Here is a 15,883-nt window from a genome sequence, read left to right as displayed (position 1 = left end):
ATGCCAGCGGCCGCCTTCGGCGAGGTGTCGGTATCCCTTTCGTGCCGGCCGACGCCGGGCTCGCGCTCCGCGCGCGGGGCTCGCCGCACATGCGGCGGACCGCAGTCGCGGCCTTGGCCGGCATGCGCCGACCGCAGGTCGGTGCGTCCTGCCGACGGTCTGGCGCCGTCCTTCCGCGATCATCGCTGAGGCGCGCGGGGTGATGCGCAGCCGCTGGTTCGACCTGCTTGTGCTGGCCGCGTCCCGCGTGGCGATGGGCGCGCAGTTCCAGGTGGTGGGCGCGCTCGGCCCGCTGCTGATCGGCACGCTGGCGGCGGATTGGACGGAGCTCGGATCGCTGATCGGCGCCTATTCGCTGGCCGGCGTCTTCGTGGCACTTCCGGCGGGCTGGGTGATGGCGCGGCTGGGGGACCGGCGCGTGCTGCTGGCCGGCGTCGGGCTGATGGCCGCCGGCGGGGCGGTGCTGGCGCTGGCGGAAGGCTTCGGCATGGCGATGGCCGGGCGGCTCGTCTCGGGCGTCGGCGGCGCGCTGCTGGCGATCGCCTGCGCCAAGATGGTGCTGGACCGCTTCTCGGGCGCGTCGCTCGCACCCGCGCTCGGGCTGATGCTGATGGCCTGGCCCTGCGGGATCGGGATCGCGCTGCTGGTGCTGCCGATGCTGGGCGGGGATTGGCGCGCGGGGCTGTGGCTTTCGGCCGCGGTGTGCCTCGCTTCCTTCGTGCCGCTGCTGCTGGCGCTGCCGCGCGGGGAAGGTGCGGGCGCCGCGCCGGCGCGGCGGGGCGGGCTGCTGCGCGGCGAATGGGCGCCGTTGCTGACGGCGGGCAGCGTCTGGGGCTTCTACAACGCCGCCTATGTCGTGGCGCTGGGCTTCGCGCCGGCCTTCCTCGTCGCGCGCGGCTGGGGGGTGGAAGCGGCGGGCGCGGTCACGTCCCTGATCGGCTTCGCCATCCTGCCGCTGCTGCCGATGGGGGGCGCGCTGGCCGAGCGCGCCGGGCGGCCGGTGGCGGTGACGGTCGGCTGCATGCTCGGCATGGCGGGCTGCCTGCTGGCGGTCGTCGCGGGGCTGTCGCCCTGGGTGTTCCTGACGCTGTTCGGGGTGCTGACGGCCCCGCCGGCGAGCCTGGTGATGGCGATGGTCGGGCGCGCGCTGTCGCCGGCCTCGCGCGCCTTCGGCATGGGGGTGCACTACACGCTGTTCTACGGATCGCTCGCCGTCCTGCCGCCGCTGGCGGGGCTGGCGCGGGACGTCACCGGCGCACCCGCAGCGCCGCTGCTCGCGGGGGTGGGGTTCCTGGCGGTGGCGCTGGCCGCGCTGGCCGCCTATCTGCGCGTCATGGCGCGGAGGGAGGCATGACCGCGACGCCCGACCCGGACACGCTGCACCCGATCCCGGCCTCCCCGGGCGTGGTGTTCCTCAAGCCGCTGCTCGCGCGGCATCCGCAGGTCGCGAACGTCACCGCGGGCGACTTCTCCTACTACCACGACCACGATCCGGACGCCGCGCTGCGCTTCCTCGACCTGTGCGTGCGCTACAACTACGGCGAGGCGCGGCTGTCGATCGGGCGGTGGTGCGCCATCGCGCATCGCGCGACCTTCCTGATGCCCGGCGCCAACCACGCCATGGCGGGGCCTTCCACCTATCCCTTCGGCATCCTGGGCGGCGCCTTCGCCGATGCGCTGCCGCTGGTCGACTACCCGTGGCGCGGCGGCGGCGACATCGCCATCGGCCATGATGTCTGGCTCGGCACGGAATGCCTGGTGCTGCCGGGTGTCACCATCGGCCATGGCGCCGTCGTCGCCGCGCGCGCCGTGGTGGCGAAGGACGTGCCGCCCTATGCGGTCGTCGCCGGCAATCCGGCGCGCGTGGTGCGCATGCGCTTCGACGAGGCGACGGTCGCGCGGCTGCTCGCCATCGCCTGGTGGGACTGGCCGGCGGACCGCGTCGCGCGCGCCATCCCCGCGCTGGTGAAGGGGGATGTCGCCGCACTCGAACTCCGCGCGCGGAGCGAATGAATCGGCAGGCGATAAATCCGTGACTCCTAATGGAGCGGAGTCCTAGCGTCCGCCCGGCGATCCGCACGACGGAACGCCAAGAAGGGAAGGACCCGACATGGACATCCTGCCGCACAACGAGAAGGCCGCCGCCACCTGGGGCTCGGGCGGCGCGCAGTACGACAAGGTCAGCGAGACCATCGCGGATTCCATCGACCACATGCTCGACCGGCTCGACATCCGTCCCGGGGAGCGCGTGCTCGACCTCGCGACCGGCACGGGCTGGACGGCGCGACGGCTCGCCCAGAAGGGCGCGCGCGTCACCGGCGTCGATCTCGGCGCCGGGGTAATCGAGGCGGCGCGCAGCCTCGCCGCCGCCTCGGGCCTCAAGATCGACTTCGAGGTCGGCGACGCCGAGGCCACCAGTCTTCCCGCCGGCGCCTTCGACGCCGTCACCTCCACCTGCGGCGTGATGTTCGCCGCGCGGCCGGACGCGGTGGCGCGCGAACTGGCGCGGCTGGTCCGGCCCGGCGGGCGCATCGGCCTGACCACCTGGCCGCCCACGGGGACCATCGCGCAGATGTTCCAGATGATGCGGCCCTACATGCCGCCGCCGCCCAGCCCGGCGCCGCCTTCCCCCTTCGAATGGGGGCGGGAGGAGAAGGTGCGCGAATTGCTCGGCGCCGATTTCGACCTGGCCTTCGAGACGGGGACGACGGTGCTGCGCATGCCCTCCGGCGAGCATGTCTGGAAGGTGTTCAGCGAGGGCTACGGCCCGACCAAGACCCTGCACCGGACGACGGAACGCCGCGACGAGCTGCGCCGCGACTTCATCGCCTTCCACGACGCGCATCGCACGCCGCTCGGCGTGGCGATGCCGCGCGACTACCTGGTGGTAATCGGGACGCGGCGCTGAACCGCCCGCTGCGGCGTCACTCGCGCCGCAGCACCCCATCCACCAGCCGGTCGGCCCAGGGCGTGCTCTGGAATTCCGCCCGCAGCGCGTCCTCGGAATAGTCGTCGCGCACCCAGTCGAGGAAAGGCTTGTCGCCATGCTGCTTCACGAAGGCGGCGTAGCGGCGGAAGAAGGCATCGAGGATGCCGGTGCGCGCCGCCGCCACATGGCCGAAGCGCAGCGAAAGCTGGTCGAGCGCTTCCTCCACGCCGCGCCCGCGCGTCATCAGCCAGATGCCGGCCGCGAGTCCCGTGCGGTCGGCGCCGGACTTGCAGTGGATCAGCGCCGGCTCCTCCATCCGCGCGAAGATGGCGGCGAGCCGCAGCACGCGGTCCTTGTGCGGCGCGCCGCGGCTTTCGAGCGGCGCGTCGATGTGCTCGAGCCCGAGCGCGGCCGCCGCCTCCCGCCCCAGCACGTCCGAGCCGCAGGCCTCGCGATGGCCGCGCAGGTTGATGACGGTCCGGATGCCGTGGCGGCGCACCGCCTGGCGCAGCTGCCAGGGCGTCGGGTGGTTCGAGCGATAGAGGCGGCCGCTTTCCACCACGCCCCAGTTGCGCCAGCCCAGGCGGAGCAGGGCGTGGTCGATGAAGAGCGAGTTGAGCCAGGCGGCGCGGCGGGAAGGGAGTGCCATGAGAAGGTCGGGGGAGGGGAACCTCCCCCGAACCCCCTCCCTTCCTTGATTCCAAAGAAGGTTGAGGGGGGTCCGGGGGGAGAAGTTCCCTTCTCCCCCCGCTGCCTATTCGAGCCGGGCGCCGGACACGCGCACCGCTTCCTGCCACAGCGGACGTTCGCGCTGCGCGCGCGCCAGCATGTCCTCGGGCGAGGACCACACCGCCTCGGCGCCCACGCGCAGGAAGCGGTCCTTCACCGCCTGGTCGGCGACGATGCGCCGCAGCGCGCCGCCCAGCCGGTCGATCGCCGCGCGCGGCGAATTCGCCGGGAAGACGAAGCCCTGCCAGGAGGAGACGACGAAGTTCGGCACGCCCGCCTCGGCCATGGTCGGCACGTCCTGCATGGTCGGCCAGCGGTTCTGGGAGGTGACGGCGAGCGCCCGCATGCGCCCTTCGGTGATGACCGGCACGTAGGAGGCGAGGTTGTCGAGCGCGCTGTCGAGGTCGCCCGAGAGCATCGCCGGGATGATCTGCGCCGCGCCGCGGAACGGAACGTGCGTGCCCTCGACCCCGATGCGGTTGGCAAACAGCGCGCCGGTCAGGTGCCCCGTCGTGCCCACGCCGGGCGATCCGTAGGAGAAGCCGCCGCGCTTGGCGCGGCACCAGGCGGTGAAGTCCGCCAGGTTGCGCGACGGGTTGTGCTGGCTGCTGACGACGACGACGTTCGGCAGGTCCCAGGCGATGCCGACCGGCACCAGGTCCCGCGCCGGATCGTAGGGCAGGCGGGCATAGAGGAAGCTGTTGATCACCAGATGCCCGACCGAGGCGATGCCGATCGTGTAGCCGTCCGGCGCCGCCTTGGCGGTGGCGTCGATGCCGATGTTGCCGCCCGCGCCGGGCCGGTTCTCGATGATGAAGGTCTGGCCGAGGATCGGCTGCAGCAATTCGGCGTAGATGCGCACCAGCACGTCGGTCGACCCGCCCGGCGGCCAGGGGACGATGATGCGCACGGTGCGGTTCGGCCATTCGCCCTGGGCCTGGACCGCGGGCGCGGCGAGCAGGCCGGCGCCGGCGGCCAATAGGGTGCGGCGGGTATTCATGGCGTCGTCACTCCCGGAGATGGACGGCCCCGAGATATCGCGCCGCGCCCGTCAAGGCCAGATGAAGGGCCCGGTCCCCGCCGGCCGCGGCCTACCGGCTGTCGCGCCGGGCCTGCCCCGCCTTCACGAACTGCGACACGCGGCCGATCTCCCGCGGGTCGGTGCGCACCTTGCGCTTGGCGCTCGGCTTGGCGTGCATCCCCTGCCCGGCGGTGGGGCCGGAGGCCGGGTGATGCGCGGCGGCGGCCCGCTTGCGCGCCAGCGCGTCCTTGAGCGCGGCGGCGTGCCAGGCGCGCCGCGCCGTGCCGTGCAGGATGTCGAGCCGGTGGTTCACCCGCTTCAGCGCCGCGGCGAAGACCTGCTTGCGGCGGGCCAGCGCCTCGTCATTGCCGGCGCTCGCGCGCGCCTCCCCCTTGCCGCGGCGGGCGCGGCGGTTCGCATGCACCATGCCGCGCAGCCGGTCGCGGTGTTCGCGCAGCGTGCGGGCCAGCGCCAGCGCATCCTCGGCGGAAAGGGCCGCGAGGGCGGGATAGTGGCTTGCCTCGACGGCGGCGAAGTCGGCGCCGAGCAGGCGGCGTTCGGCGGCGATGCTGTTGGCCATGGGTGGTCCTCCCCGATCTCGTTTGTGTGAGGTCGGAGCATAGGCAGGGCCACCGGCGGGCGACAGTTGTCCCGCATGGCGCGTAGTCTACCGAAGTGACCCGCCGTCCCACCGACCTCGACACCGCGCTGCTGCGCTGCTTCCTGCTGCTGGCCGAAACGCGGTCCTTCACCCGCACCGGGGAACGGCTCGGCCGCACCCAGCCCGCCGTCACGCTGCAACTGCGCCGGCTGGAGGAAGCCGTCGGCCGCCGCCTGCTGCTGCGCGACCGCCGCCGCGTGGCGCTGACGGCCGAGGGCGAGGCGCTGCTGCCGGTCGCGCGGGAGATCCTCGGCCTGCTCGACGCGGCCGCAGCGCGGCTGTCGGACGCCGACGCGGCGGGGGAGGTGCGCTTCGGCAGCCCGGAGGATTTCGCCACCGCCTTCCTGCCCGCGATCCTCGCCCGCTTCGTGCAAAGCCACCCCGCGGTGCGGCTTTCGACCGCCTGCGAGCTGACGCGCCGCCTGGTCGAGGGGATCGAGGCCGGCGCCTACGACCTCGTGGTGATCAAGCAGGCGCCCGGCCGGCTGCACCCCGGCGCGCGGGCGGTGTGGCGGGAGGCGCTGGTCTGGGTGGGCGCGGAAGGCGCGCGGCCGCCGGGGCGGGAGGGGCCGCTGCGGCTCGTGCTCAGCCCCGCCCCCTGCGTCTACCGGGAACGGGCGGAACAGGCGCTGGCGGCGGCCGGGCGGGATTTCGAGGTGGTCTATACGAGCCCCTCCCTCGCCGGCGCCGCGGCGGCGGTGCGGGCGGGGCTGGGCGTGACGGTGCTGCCGCGCACGCTGGTGCCGCCGGGCCTCGCGCCGATCTCCCCGCGCGCCGGGCTGCCGCCGCTGGAGGAGACGGTGATCTGCCTGCTGCTGCGCGAAGGCGCGCCGGGCGCGGCGGAGGCGCTGGCGCGGGCGGTGGAGCAGGGGCTCGCCCGCGCGGCGGGGCTTTCATAAGAATTCGATATCAATAGCCGCCGAAAAACTCATTTCCGCAAATCGATCGACCCCGGCAGAAGCGCCCGCCGCCACCATCCGGGACCTGCCGCCATGCCGGGCTTCGACCTGCTGATCACCAACCTCCTCTCGCCCATCGTGCTGGCCTTCGCGCTCGGCGCGGTGGCGGGCTTCATCCGGTCGGAACTCGAACTGCCCGAGCCCGTCCTGAAGCTGATCTCGATCTACCTGCTGTTCTCAATTGGGCTGACGGGCGGGCGCGAACTGGCGCAGGTGCCCTTCGCCGAGGTCGCGCCGCTGCTGGGCGCGGGCGTCGCGCTGACGCTGGCCATCCCGGTCGCGACCTTCCTGCTGCTGCGCCGCGCGGCGGGCTTCGGCGTGCAGGACGCGGCCGCGGTCGCGGCGCATTACGGCTCGGTCTCCACCGTCACCTTCTTCGCCGCGGTGGCCTTCGCGCGGGCGATGGACATGCCGGCGGAAGGCTTCATGCCGGCGGTGGTGGCGCTGATGGAATGGGGCGTGATCGTCGCCTTGCTGCTCGCGCGCATCTCGATGGGGCGGGCGCGGGGCGGGATGTCGCTCGGCGCGCTGGCGGCGGACACGCTGCGCGGCCGGGGCATCCTGCTGCTGTCGGGCGGCATGCTGATCGGCGCCGTCGCCTCCGACCCGCAATGGCGGCAGATCAGCCCGGTCTATGAAGGGCTGTTCCGCGGCGTGCTGATGATCTTCCTGCTCGAGATGGGCATGACCGCGGCGCGCCAGGTGCGGGATTTCGCGAAGGTGGGGCGCTTCCTGACCGTCTTCGCCATCGCCGCGCCGGTGTTCTGGGGGCTGGTGGGCGTCGTCGCGGGGCAGGCGATCGGGCTGAGCCAGGGCGGGGCCTTCGTGCTCGGGGCGATCTGCGCCTCGGCCTCCTACATCGACGCGCCGGCGGCCTGCCGCGCGGCGCTGCCGGAAGCGAGCCCGGGCATCTACCTGACCGCCTCGCTCGGCGTGACCTTCCCGTTCAACCTGCTGCTGGGGCTGCCGCTGTATTGGCAGGTGGCGGCGTGGCTCTATCGCTGATCGCGCAGCACGCCCGCCAGCGTCACCAGCATCGAGGCCGTCGCCCCCCAGATGTAGTGGCGCTCATGCGGCCAGACCCAGAATTCCCGCATCCGGCCACGGAATTCCTGGCGCCGGCGCTCCGGCGCGGCGGGGTCCAGCAGGCGCGCGAGCGGGTATTCGAACGGCTCCTCCACCTCCCCCGGATCGTGGCGGAGGGCCAGCGGCGGGCGCAGCAGCGCGACCACCGGCGTCACGCGATAGCCGGTGCCCGTCAGCACCTCGGGCAGCCGGCCGATGATGCGGGGGATGGCGCGGTCGAGCCCGACCTCCTCCTCCGCCTCCCGCAGCGCGGCCTCCTCCGGCGTCTCGCCAGGCTCCATCCGCCCGCCGGGGAAGGACACCTGGCCGGCATGGGAATTGAGCCGCGCGGAGCGCAGCGTCAGCAGCACCGTGGGTTCCGGATGGGTGACGATGGGCACCAGCACCGCGGCCTGGACCACCCGCCCGCCGGTGCGCGCCGCGCGGTCGAGGTCATCCGCCGGGGAGGGACGGTCGCGCGGGATGGAGTCGGGGTCGGCGAGCCGGGCCGCGAGCCCGGCGAGGTCGAGCGCGGGCGCGGCGCTCACTCCGCCGCCAGGTCCAGCGACGGCGCCTCGTCGATCGGGAAGAAGGTCCCCTCGCTCCACACGCCGAGGATCTCCCGCCCCTCCACCGTCTCGGGCTGGGCCAGCGCCACCAGTTCGTAGAACACGGCGCGGCTGATCCGCGCCTCCAGCCCCGGGCGGACCAGGATGTAGGGCCGCGGCTCCCGCGTCGCGGGGTCGAGGTGGACGCGGATCGGGTGGGCGGGGCCGGCGGTCACCAGCTCATCGAGGTTGGTGCGGAAGGTCAGGCATTGCTGGGGCACGGCGCAGCCGCAGTCGCAATCCCGCCAGAACAGCTCGACGGCGAGGAAGGGGGCGTCCTCCACCTCGATCCGGCCGCGCTCGGCGGGGGTCTCCAGCCAGTAGCCGCCGTCCTCGCCGCGCTTCAGCACCGAGGCGAAAAGGCAGACCAGGGGTTTCCGGTTGATGGGGCTGCCCCGATAGTACCATGTGCCGTCGCGCGCGATTCGGATGGCATAGTTGCCGCAATCCATCTTCGCGCGCGCCAGCACGGTCCCCGCCGGGGGCACCGAGCAACCGCCCTTTTCCATGCCGTGGACCGTCATGCCCATCGTCGCCCTTGCACTCAGCGTGGCCGATGCGAGGTAATTCCACCTCGGGTGGCATCGGCCGGCGCGCCTCCACCCCCGTCATATAGGGAGCCCTGCCCGCATGAGTGAAGTGGCCGAGCCACAGGATCCCGCAGCCCTCGTCGCGGAGGTGGAGGCGCTGGGCGCCCGCCTCGCCCGGGTGCGCGAAGCGGTCGGCCGCGTCATCTTCGGCCAGGAGCTGGTCGTCGAGCGCGTCCTGACCACCCTTCTCGCCGGCGGCCATGTGCTGCTGGTGGGCGTTCCGGGCCTGGGCAAGACCAAGCTGGTGGACACGCTCGGCACCGTGCTCGGCCTCGATGCGCGCCGGGTGCAGTTCACCCCGGACCTGATGCCGGCCGATATCCTGGGGTCGGAGGTGCTGGAGGAGGATGCGCACGGCAAGCGCGCCTTCCGCTTCCTCAAGGGCCCGATCTTCTGCCAGCTGCTGATGGCGGATGAGATCAACCGCGCCTCCCCCCGCACCCAGTCCGCCCTGCTGCAGGCGATGCAGGAACACCGGGTCGCGATCGGCGGGGAGATCCACCCCCTGCCCGGCCCCTTCCACGTGCTGGCGACGCAGAACCCGATCGAGCAGGAAGGCACCTATCCCCTGCCCGAGGCGCAGCTCGACCGCTTCCTGCTGGAAATCGAGGTCGGCTACCCCGACGCGGCGGCCGAGCGCGCCATGCTGCTGGCCACCACCGGCGCGCGGGAAGCCAGGCCCGTCCAGGCCATGACGGGGGCCGAGCTGATCGCCGCCCAGGGCCTGATCCGCCGAATCCCGGTGGGCGAACAGGTGCTGGACGCCATCCTGAAGCTGGTGCGCGGCGCGCGGCCCGAGACCACGGGGCTGGATGCGGTGCGCCAGCACCTCGCCTGGGGGCCGGGGCCGCGCGCGGCGCAGGCGCTGATGCTGGCCACGCGGGCGCGGGCGCTGCTCGACGGGCGGCTCGCCCCCAGCGTGGACGACGTGATCGCGCTGGCCGAACCGGTGCTGCGGCACCGCATGGCGCTGACCTTCGCGGCACGGGCTGATGGGGTGCGACTGTCGGAAGTGATCGACGCGCTCAAGGACAGCATCGCGTAGCGTGGCGGCGCGCATCGCCTTGGAGAGGGGCGCCGCCCCTCTCCAAACCTCACCCCGCCAAGGGCTTAAGGCCCTTGGAACCCTCCACATGGGGGGCGCATGACGGCATCGGTCATCGTCCCATGGGCCGAATCGCTCGGCGCGGCGCTGCCGCCGCTGGTCGTGCAGGCGGAACGTGTCGCCTCGACGGTGATGCAGGGGGTCCATGGGCGCCGCCGCCCGGGCCAGGGCGATGCCTTCTGGCAGTTCCGCCCCTATCTGCCCGGCGACGCCGCCGCACGCGTCGACTGGCGCCAATCGGCCAAGTCCGACCGGCTGTTCGTGCGCGAGACGGAATGGGAAGCCGCCCAGACCGTCGCCCTGTGGTGCCAGGGCGGGGAAGCGATGGCATGGCGGTCGGAGCGTGACCTGCCCTCCAAGCGCACGCGCGCCGAACTGCTCGTCCTCGCGCTGTCCGCCCTGCTGTTCCGGGGCGGGGAACGGGTGCGGCTGTTCGGCCTGCCGCGGGCCTTCTCGGGCCGGGGCGCGCTCGCCGCGCTGGCGCAATCCCTGCCCCGCCAGGCCGTCGTGCCGGAGGATGGGCGCATTCCCCGCCACGCCCGCGCCGTGCTGATCGGCGACTTCCTCGCGCCGCTGGAGGAGACGCGACATCGCGTCGCGGCGCTGGCGGCGCGGTCGATCCGGGGCCACATGCTGCAGGTGCTCGATCCCGCGGAGGAGACCCTGCCCTTCACCGGCCGCATCCGTTTCGAAGGCGTCGGCCTGCCCGAGGAAGCGCTCGTGCCGCGCGTCGAGGGCGTGCGCGCGCTGTACGAGGAACGGCTCGCCCGGCACCGCGAAGGGCTGGCCGCGATCGCCTCCGGCTCCGGCTGGTCCTTCGCCACCCATCGCACCGACCAGCCGCCCGAAGGCGCGCTGCTCGCGCTGCATCGGCGATTGGCGCCCGGCTGATGTGGCAACTGGGCCCCCTCGCCTTCGCCGCGCCCTGGCTGCTGCTGGCGCTGCCCGCGCTGCCGCTGCTGTGGTGGCTGCTGCGGGTGTCCCCGCCCGCGCCGCGCACCCAGTCCTTCCCGGCGATCCGCCTGCTGCGGGACCTGCCGCCGACGGAGGAAACGCCGCACCGCACGCCGTGGTGGCTGCTGCTGCTGCGGCTGGCCGCGGCGGCGCTGCTCGTGCTCGGCCTGGCGCGGCCGGTCTGGCAACCGCAGGCGGGCGGCGGGGGCGACGGCCCGCTGCTGGTCGCGATCGACGATGGCTGGGCCGCCGCGCCCGACTGGCCCGCCCGCGCGGCGGCGGCGGCGGGCGCGCTGGACGCCGCGACGCGGGAAGGCCGGCGCGTCGCGCTGCTGGCCACCGCCCCGCCCGCGAATGGCGAAGCGGTCGCCGCGACCGCGCTGATGCCCGCCGAGGAAGCCCGCGCGCGGCTCGCCGCGCTGCGCCCGCGCCCCTGGGCGCCGGACCATGCCGCGGCGATCACCGCGCTCGCCGCCTTCCGCGCCGCCCATCCGGGCCCGCTCGCCACGCTCTGGGTGACCGACGGGCTGGAACACGGGGCGGAGGGCGAGGCCGCCGCGCGCTTCGGCGCCGCGCTGGCGGAAGCCGGGCCGCTCACCCTCGCCCGCGCCGCGGCGCAGCCGCTGCGGATCCTGCCGCCGCCGCGCGCGGAAGCCGACCGGCTGGTCGCCCGCGTGCTGCAGGCGCCGATGACGGCGCCGACCGAGGCGACGGTGCTGGCGCGGACCGGGGATGGCCGGGCCATCGCCTCCGCCACCCTGGCCTTCCCGGCCGGCGCGACGAGTGCGGAGGCCGCGCTCGACCTGCCGATCGAGATCCGCAACCAGGTGGTGCGGCTGGACCTGGAACCGGAAGCCGGCGCGGCCGGGACGGTGCTGCTGGACGAGCGCTTCCGCCGCCGCCCCGTGGGGCTGTCCGCCGCGGTCGAGACGAGCGCGGACGCGCCGCTGACCGGCGACCTCTTCTACCTCGACCGCGCGCTCGGCCCCTATGCCGAGATCCGGCGCGGCACGCCGGAAGCCCTGCTCGCCCGCCGCCTCGCCGTGCTGGTGCTGGCGGACCGGGAGGTGCCGGAAGGGCGCGAGAGGGAGGCGCTGACCCGCTGGGTCGAGGAAGGCGGCACGCTGGTGCGCTTCGCCGGCCCGCGCCTGGCCGAGCGGCCTGACCCGCTGCTGCCCGTCGCACTCCGCGCGGGGGAACGGCAACTGGGCGGCGCGCTGTCCTGGGACCGGCCGCAGACGCTGGCCCCCTTCCCGGAAGGCTCGCCCTTCGCGGGGCTGGTGCCGCCGGCGGAGGTGACGATCGAGCGGCAGGTGCTGGCCGAGCCCTCCCCGCGCCTGACCGAGCGGTCCTGGGCCAGGCTGTCGGACGGCACGCCGCTGGTCACCGCCGTCGCGCGCGGCAAGGGGCGGATCGTGCTGTTCCACGTGACCGCCAACGCCGAATGGTCGAGCCTGCCGCTGTCGGGCCTGTTCGTGGACATGCTGCGCCGCCTCGTCGCGCTGTCGGCCGGCGTGCAGGGGGCGGAAGGGGAAGCGCCGCTCGCCCCGCTCGAGATCCTGGACGGCTTCGGCCGGCTCGGCCCCGCCCCGCCCGCCGCCGCACCCATCCCGGCCAACCGGGTGGAGGAGACCGTGGCGTCGCCGCGCCATCCGCCGGGCTGGTACGGCACGGCGGGGCAGCCGGAGGAAGCCACCTGGCGGCGCGCGCTGAACCTTTCGGCGCACCTGCCGCCGCCCCGCCCGGCCGCGGCGCCGCCGCAGGGCGCGCGGGTGGAGACGATCGGCGGCGTGCCGGGAGAACGCGACCTGGGGCCGTGGCTGCTGGCGCTCGCGCTGCTGCTGCTGGTGGCCGACCTGCTGGTCTCGCTGGTGCAGCGCGGGCTGGTCGGCGTGCAATGGTCGCGCCGCGCGCGCGTCGCGGCGCTGCTGATGTTTGCCCTGGCCGCGCCGGCCGGGGCGCAGCAGGCCGACGGCGCGGCGGCGATCGCCACGCGGCTGGGCTACATCGTCACCGGCGACACGCAGGTGGACGAGGTCTCGCGCCTCGGCCTGCTCGGCCTGTCGGATTTCGTGAACCGCCGCACGGCCGCCGCGCTGGCCGAACCGCATCCGGTCGTGCCCGGGCGCGACGACCTGTCCTTCTACCCGCTGCTCTACTGGCCCGTGCTGGCCGAGGCGGCGCAGCCGGACGCGGCGACGGCGGCGGCGCTGAACGGCTTCATGCGCAATGGCGGCATCATCCTGCTGGACACGCGGGACGAGGGTTCGGGCGACGGCATGAACCCCGGCGCGCGCGCGGCGCTGCGGCGCGTCACGCGCGACCTCGCCGTGCCGCCGCTGGCGCCGGTGCCCGAGGACCACGTGCTCAAGCGCGCCTTCTACCTGCTGCAGGACCTGCCCGGCCGCTATGCCGGCGGGCAGGTCTGGGTGGCGCGCGACCAGGACCGGGCGAATGACAGCGTCAGCCCGGTGATCATCGGCGGGCATGACTGGGCGGCGGCCTGGGCGATGGATGCGCGCGGGCAGAATCCCTACGCGACCATCCCCGGCGGGGCGCGGCAGCGCATCCTCGCCTACCGCTTCGGCGTGAACCTCGTGATGTACGCGCTGACCGGCAACTACAAGGGCGACCAGGTGCATGTGCCGGCGATCCTCGAACGGCTGGGGAACTAGGCGATGACGCGCACCCTGGCCGGGCTCGACTTCGCCCCCGTGCTGCCGTTGTGGCTGCTGGCGGCGGCGGGGCTTGTCGCGCTGCTGGCGCTGTTGCCGGCGATCTGGCGGCGGGCGCGCGGCGTGTGGTGGCGCGCGGCCTGCTTCGCGCTGGTGCTGCTGGCGCTGGCCAATCCGCGGCTGGTCGAGGAAAGCCGGGAGACGCGGCCCGACATCGCCCTGCTGGTGGTGGACCGCAGCGATTCGACCTCCGTCGGCACGCGCGCGGCGCAGATCGAGGCCGCGCGGCGGGAGATCGAGGCCCGCGCCGGCCGCCTCGCGGAACTCGAACTGCGCACGATCGAGGTGCCGGAGGCCGGCAACCAGGGCACGCGCCTGTTCGCAGCCATCGAGCGCGCGCTGGCCGACATCCCGCGCGCGCGGCTGGCCGGCATCGTCGCGCTGACCGACGGGCAGGCGCACGACATCCCCGCCGCCATCCCCTTCGACGCGCCCTTCCACGCGCTGCTGCCCGGCCGCGCGGGGGAGACCGACCGGCGCCTGCGCATCATCGAGGCGCCGGGCTTCGGCATCGTGGGGCGGGAGGTCGAGGTGCGCGTCGCGGTCGACGACCTCGGCGTCGCCAACGCGACCGGCGCGGCGCGGCTGACCATCCGCCGCGACGGGGAGGCGCCGCGCAGCGAGAGCGTGCCGGTCGGCCGCGACCACCGCATCGCCGTGCCGATCCAGCGCGGCGGCCCGACCGTGGTGGAGATCGAGGCCGAGCCGCGCCCGGGCGAGGTCAGCCCGCTCAACAACCGCCAGGTCGTGACCATCAACGGCGTGCGCGACCGGCTGCGCGTGCTGCTCGTCTCGGGCGAGCCGCATGCGGGGGAGCGCACCTGGCGGCGGCTGCTCAAGGCCGACCCGAATGTCGACCTGGTGCACTTCACCATCCTTCGCCCGCCGGAGAAGGACGACCTGACTCCGCTGAACGAGCTCGCGCTGATCGCCTTCCCGGTGCGCGAGCTGTTCCAGGTGAAGCTGCGCGAATTCGACCTCGTCGTCTTCGACCGCTTTTCCAATCGCGGCATCCTGCCCGCGACCTACCTGCGCAACATCGCCGACTACGTCCGCGGCGGCGGCGCGCTGCTGATGTCCACGGGGCCGGAATTCAGCGGGCCGGTCTCGCTCGCGCTGACGCCGCTCGGCCAGGTGCTGCCGGCGCGGCCGGCGGGGCGGCAGAACGCCGTGGCCGAAGGCGCCTTCCGCCCGCGCGTCTCGGCGCTGGGCTTCCGCCACCCGGTCACCGAGGGCCTGCCGGGCGCGAACAGCGAGCAGGCCGAGGCGCAATGGGGCCGCTGGTATCGCTGGCTGCGCGCCGATGCCCGCAGCGGATCGGTGGTGATGGAAGGCCCCGAGGGCGCACCGCTGATGGTGCTGGACCGCGTCGGCGAAGGCCGCGTCGCGCTGCTGCTGTCCGACCACATCTGGCTGTGGTCGCGCGGGCATGACGGCGGCGGGCCGCAGCAGGAGGTGCTGCGCCGCGTCGCCCATTGGCTGATGCGCGAATCGGAACTGGAGGAGGAGGACCTCTCGGCGCGGATCGAGGCCGGGCGCATGGTCGTCACGCGCCGCAGCCTCGATGCCGGGCCGCCGCCGGAAATCACCGTGACGGCGCCCGACAGCACCATCACCCGCGCGCGGCCCGAGGAAGCGGGCGGCGGGCGTTCGGTCCTCAGCCTGCCCGCGACCATGCCGGGCGTCTGGCAGGCCAATGACGGGCGGCGCAGCGCCTTCGCCGCCTCGGCCGCCGCCAATCCGATGGAGGTCGCGGACCTGCGCGCCGACCCCGAAAGGCTGCGCCCGCTGCTGGCCGCGACCGGCGGCGCGGCGCGTTTCATGGGCGATGGCGCGACGCCGGCGATCCCCGACATCCGGCGCGTGGCACCGGGGCGGGACGTGGCCGGCGCCGGCTGGATCGGCCTGCGCCGCAACGGGGACCATACCGTCACCGGGATATCCGCCCTGCCGCTGCTGCCGGCCTGGCTGGCGCTGGTGCTGCTGCTCGGCGCCGCCGTGATGGCCTGGCGGCGGGAAGGGCGATAGCGCGGTGTTTCCCCGGCCGGGCGAAGGGGCGTAGAAGGGCGGCATGAAGCGCCTTGCCCTGATCCTCGCCCTGCTGGGCCTGCCGGGCCTGCCCGGCGGCCCTTCCCCGGCCCATGCCCAATCCGGCGGCCCGCCGCCGGGCGCGGGCGCCGGCGCGGCGAGCCGCCCGCCGGCGGCCCTGCCGGGCCTTGCCGCGCGACGCGCGCCGGAACCGATCCCGGGCGACCCGAACGCCAACCTGTCCCCCACCGCCGCGCTGTTCGACGCCATCAACCGCGGCGACATGGCCGCGGCGCGGGACGCGGTGAACCGCGGCGCGAATCTCGAGGAACGCAACGTGCTCGGCCTGACGCCGGTGGACGCGGCGGTCGACCAGGGGCGCAACGAGATCCTGTTCTACCTGCTGTCCGCCCGCGCGACGGCCCGCGGGCCGGCCCCGCCGCCCGACAGCGCGCTGACGCCCGCGCAGCGCGCCGCGCGCGACCGCGCCGCGGTGGCG

General features: G+C 74.5%; 15 protein-coding genes. 10 read left to right on the top strand and 5 right to left on the bottom strand.

Annotated features, from left to right (window positions below):
* Positions 1-202: 202 nt before the first annotated feature.
* The 3 genes from J5Y09_RS22210 (at position 203) to J5Y09_RS22200 (ending at position 2,908) form a co-directional block, all read left to right on the top strand.
* A complete protein-coding gene (locus J5Y09_RS22210; RefSeq protein WP_209354048.1) occupies positions 203-1,354 on the top strand; it encodes an MFS transporter in 1,152 nt (383 codons plus the stop codon).
* Positions 1,351-2,013 carry a CatB-related O-acetyltransferase gene (locus J5Y09_RS22205; RefSeq protein ID WP_209354047.1) on the top strand — a complete coding sequence of 221 codons (663 nt, stop codon included), beginning with the start codon at positions 1,351-1,353 and terminating at the stop codon, positions 2,011-2,013. The genes J5Y09_RS22210 and J5Y09_RS22205 overlap by 4 nt, the downstream gene beginning before the upstream one ends.
* Before the next feature lie 97 nt (positions 2,014-2,110).
* The gene (locus J5Y09_RS22200; RefSeq protein WP_209354046.1) at positions 2,111-2,908 is read left to right on the top strand and encodes a class I SAM-dependent methyltransferase; all 798 of its coding nucleotides are present in this window, start codon (positions 2,111-2,113) and stop codon (positions 2,906-2,908) included.
* Positions 2,909-2,924: 16 nt separating this feature from the next.
* On the opposite strand, the gene J5Y09_RS22195 is transcribed toward J5Y09_RS22200, so the two are convergent.
* The 3 genes from J5Y09_RS22195 to J5Y09_RS22185 all read right to left on the bottom strand — a co-directional run bounded on the left by J5Y09_RS22195 (position 2,925) and on the right by J5Y09_RS22185 (position 5,259).
* Positions 2,925-3,578, bottom strand: a complete 654-nt coding sequence (locus J5Y09_RS22195) for a fused DSP-PTPase phosphatase/NAD kinase-like protein (RefSeq protein WP_209354045.1) — start codon at positions 3,576-3,578, stop codon at positions 2,925-2,927.
* A gap of 105 nt (positions 3,579-3,683) precedes the next feature.
* Positions 3,684-4,658, bottom strand: a complete 975-nt coding sequence (locus tag J5Y09_RS22190; RefSeq protein ID WP_209354044.1) for a Bug family tripartite tricarboxylate transporter substrate binding protein — start codon at positions 4,656-4,658, stop codon at positions 3,684-3,686.
* A 91-nt stretch (positions 4,659-4,749) separates the two neighbouring features.
* Entirely contained in the window at positions 4,750-5,259 is a 510-nt protein-coding gene (locus tag J5Y09_RS22185) for a hypothetical protein (RefSeq protein ID WP_209354043.1), read from the bottom strand.
* 95 nt (positions 5,260-5,354) lie between these two features.
* Here J5Y09_RS22185 and J5Y09_RS22180 point away from each other — a divergent pair, with 95 nt between their 5' ends.
* Complete coding sequence (locus tag J5Y09_RS22180) at positions 5,355-6,239, top strand: LysR family transcriptional regulator (protein ID WP_209354042.1); 885 nt, start codon at positions 5,355-5,357, stop codon at positions 6,237-6,239.
* A 93-nt stretch (positions 6,240-6,332) separates the two neighbouring features.
* Entirely contained in the window at positions 6,333-7,304 is a 972-nt protein-coding gene (locus J5Y09_RS22175; RefSeq protein WP_209354041.1) for a sodium-dependent bicarbonate transport family permease, read from the top strand.
* On the opposite strand, the gene J5Y09_RS22170 is transcribed toward J5Y09_RS22175, so the two are convergent.
* Positions 7,295-7,912, bottom strand: coding sequence for a CoA pyrophosphatase (locus J5Y09_RS22170; RefSeq protein WP_209354040.1), 618 nt, complete (start codon positions 7,910-7,912; stop codon positions 7,295-7,297). The two genes, J5Y09_RS22175 and J5Y09_RS22170, sit on opposite strands and share 10 nt — an antisense overlap.
* The gene (locus J5Y09_RS22165) at positions 7,909-8,496 is read right to left on the bottom strand and encodes a DUF1285 domain-containing protein (RefSeq protein ID WP_342451532.1); all 588 of its coding nucleotides are present in this window, start codon (positions 8,494-8,496) and stop codon (positions 7,909-7,911) included. Before J5Y09_RS22165 ends, J5Y09_RS22170 begins: the two co-directional genes overlap by 4 nt.
* 106 nt (positions 8,497-8,602) lie before the next feature.
* Here J5Y09_RS22165 and J5Y09_RS22160 point away from each other — a divergent pair, with 106 nt between their 5' ends.
* The 5 genes from J5Y09_RS22160 to J5Y09_RS22140 form a co-directional block, all read left to right on the top strand.
* Positions 8,603-9,607, top strand: coding sequence for an AAA family ATPase (locus tag J5Y09_RS22160; RefSeq protein WP_209354039.1), 1,005 nt, complete (start codon positions 8,603-8,605; stop codon positions 9,605-9,607).
* Positions 9,608-9,706: 99 nt separating this feature from the next.
* A complete protein-coding gene (locus tag J5Y09_RS22155; RefSeq protein ID WP_209354038.1) occupies positions 9,707-10,558 on the top strand; it encodes a DUF58 domain-containing protein in 852 nt (283 codons plus the stop codon).
* Positions 10,558-13,296 (top strand): DUF4159 domain-containing protein, encoded by a 2,739-nt coding sequence (locus J5Y09_RS22150; protein ID WP_209354037.1) that lies wholly within the window; start codon positions 10,558-10,560, stop codon positions 13,294-13,296. The genes J5Y09_RS22155 and J5Y09_RS22150 overlap by 1 nt, the downstream gene beginning before the upstream one ends.
* Before the next feature lie 3 nt (positions 13,297-13,299).
* The gene (locus J5Y09_RS22145) at positions 13,300-15,384 is read left to right on the top strand and encodes a hypothetical protein (protein WP_209354036.1); all 2,085 of its coding nucleotides are present in this window, start codon (positions 13,300-13,302) and stop codon (positions 15,382-15,384) included.
* A 43-nt stretch (positions 15,385-15,427) separates the two neighbouring features.
* On the top strand, positions 15,428-15,883 hold a 456-nt coding region (locus J5Y09_RS22140; protein WP_209354035.1), incomplete at its 3' end, for an ankyrin repeat domain-containing protein.

The sequence above is a fragment of the Roseomonas nitratireducens genome (genome assembly GCF_017813355.1).
GTDB classification, from domain to species: Bacteria; Pseudomonadota; Alphaproteobacteria; order Acetobacterales; family Acetobacteraceae; genus Neoroseomonas; species Neoroseomonas nitratireducens.
The sequence above is the reverse complement of the archived record's forward strand: the minus strand, read 5'-3'. Positions and strand labels throughout refer to the sequence as shown.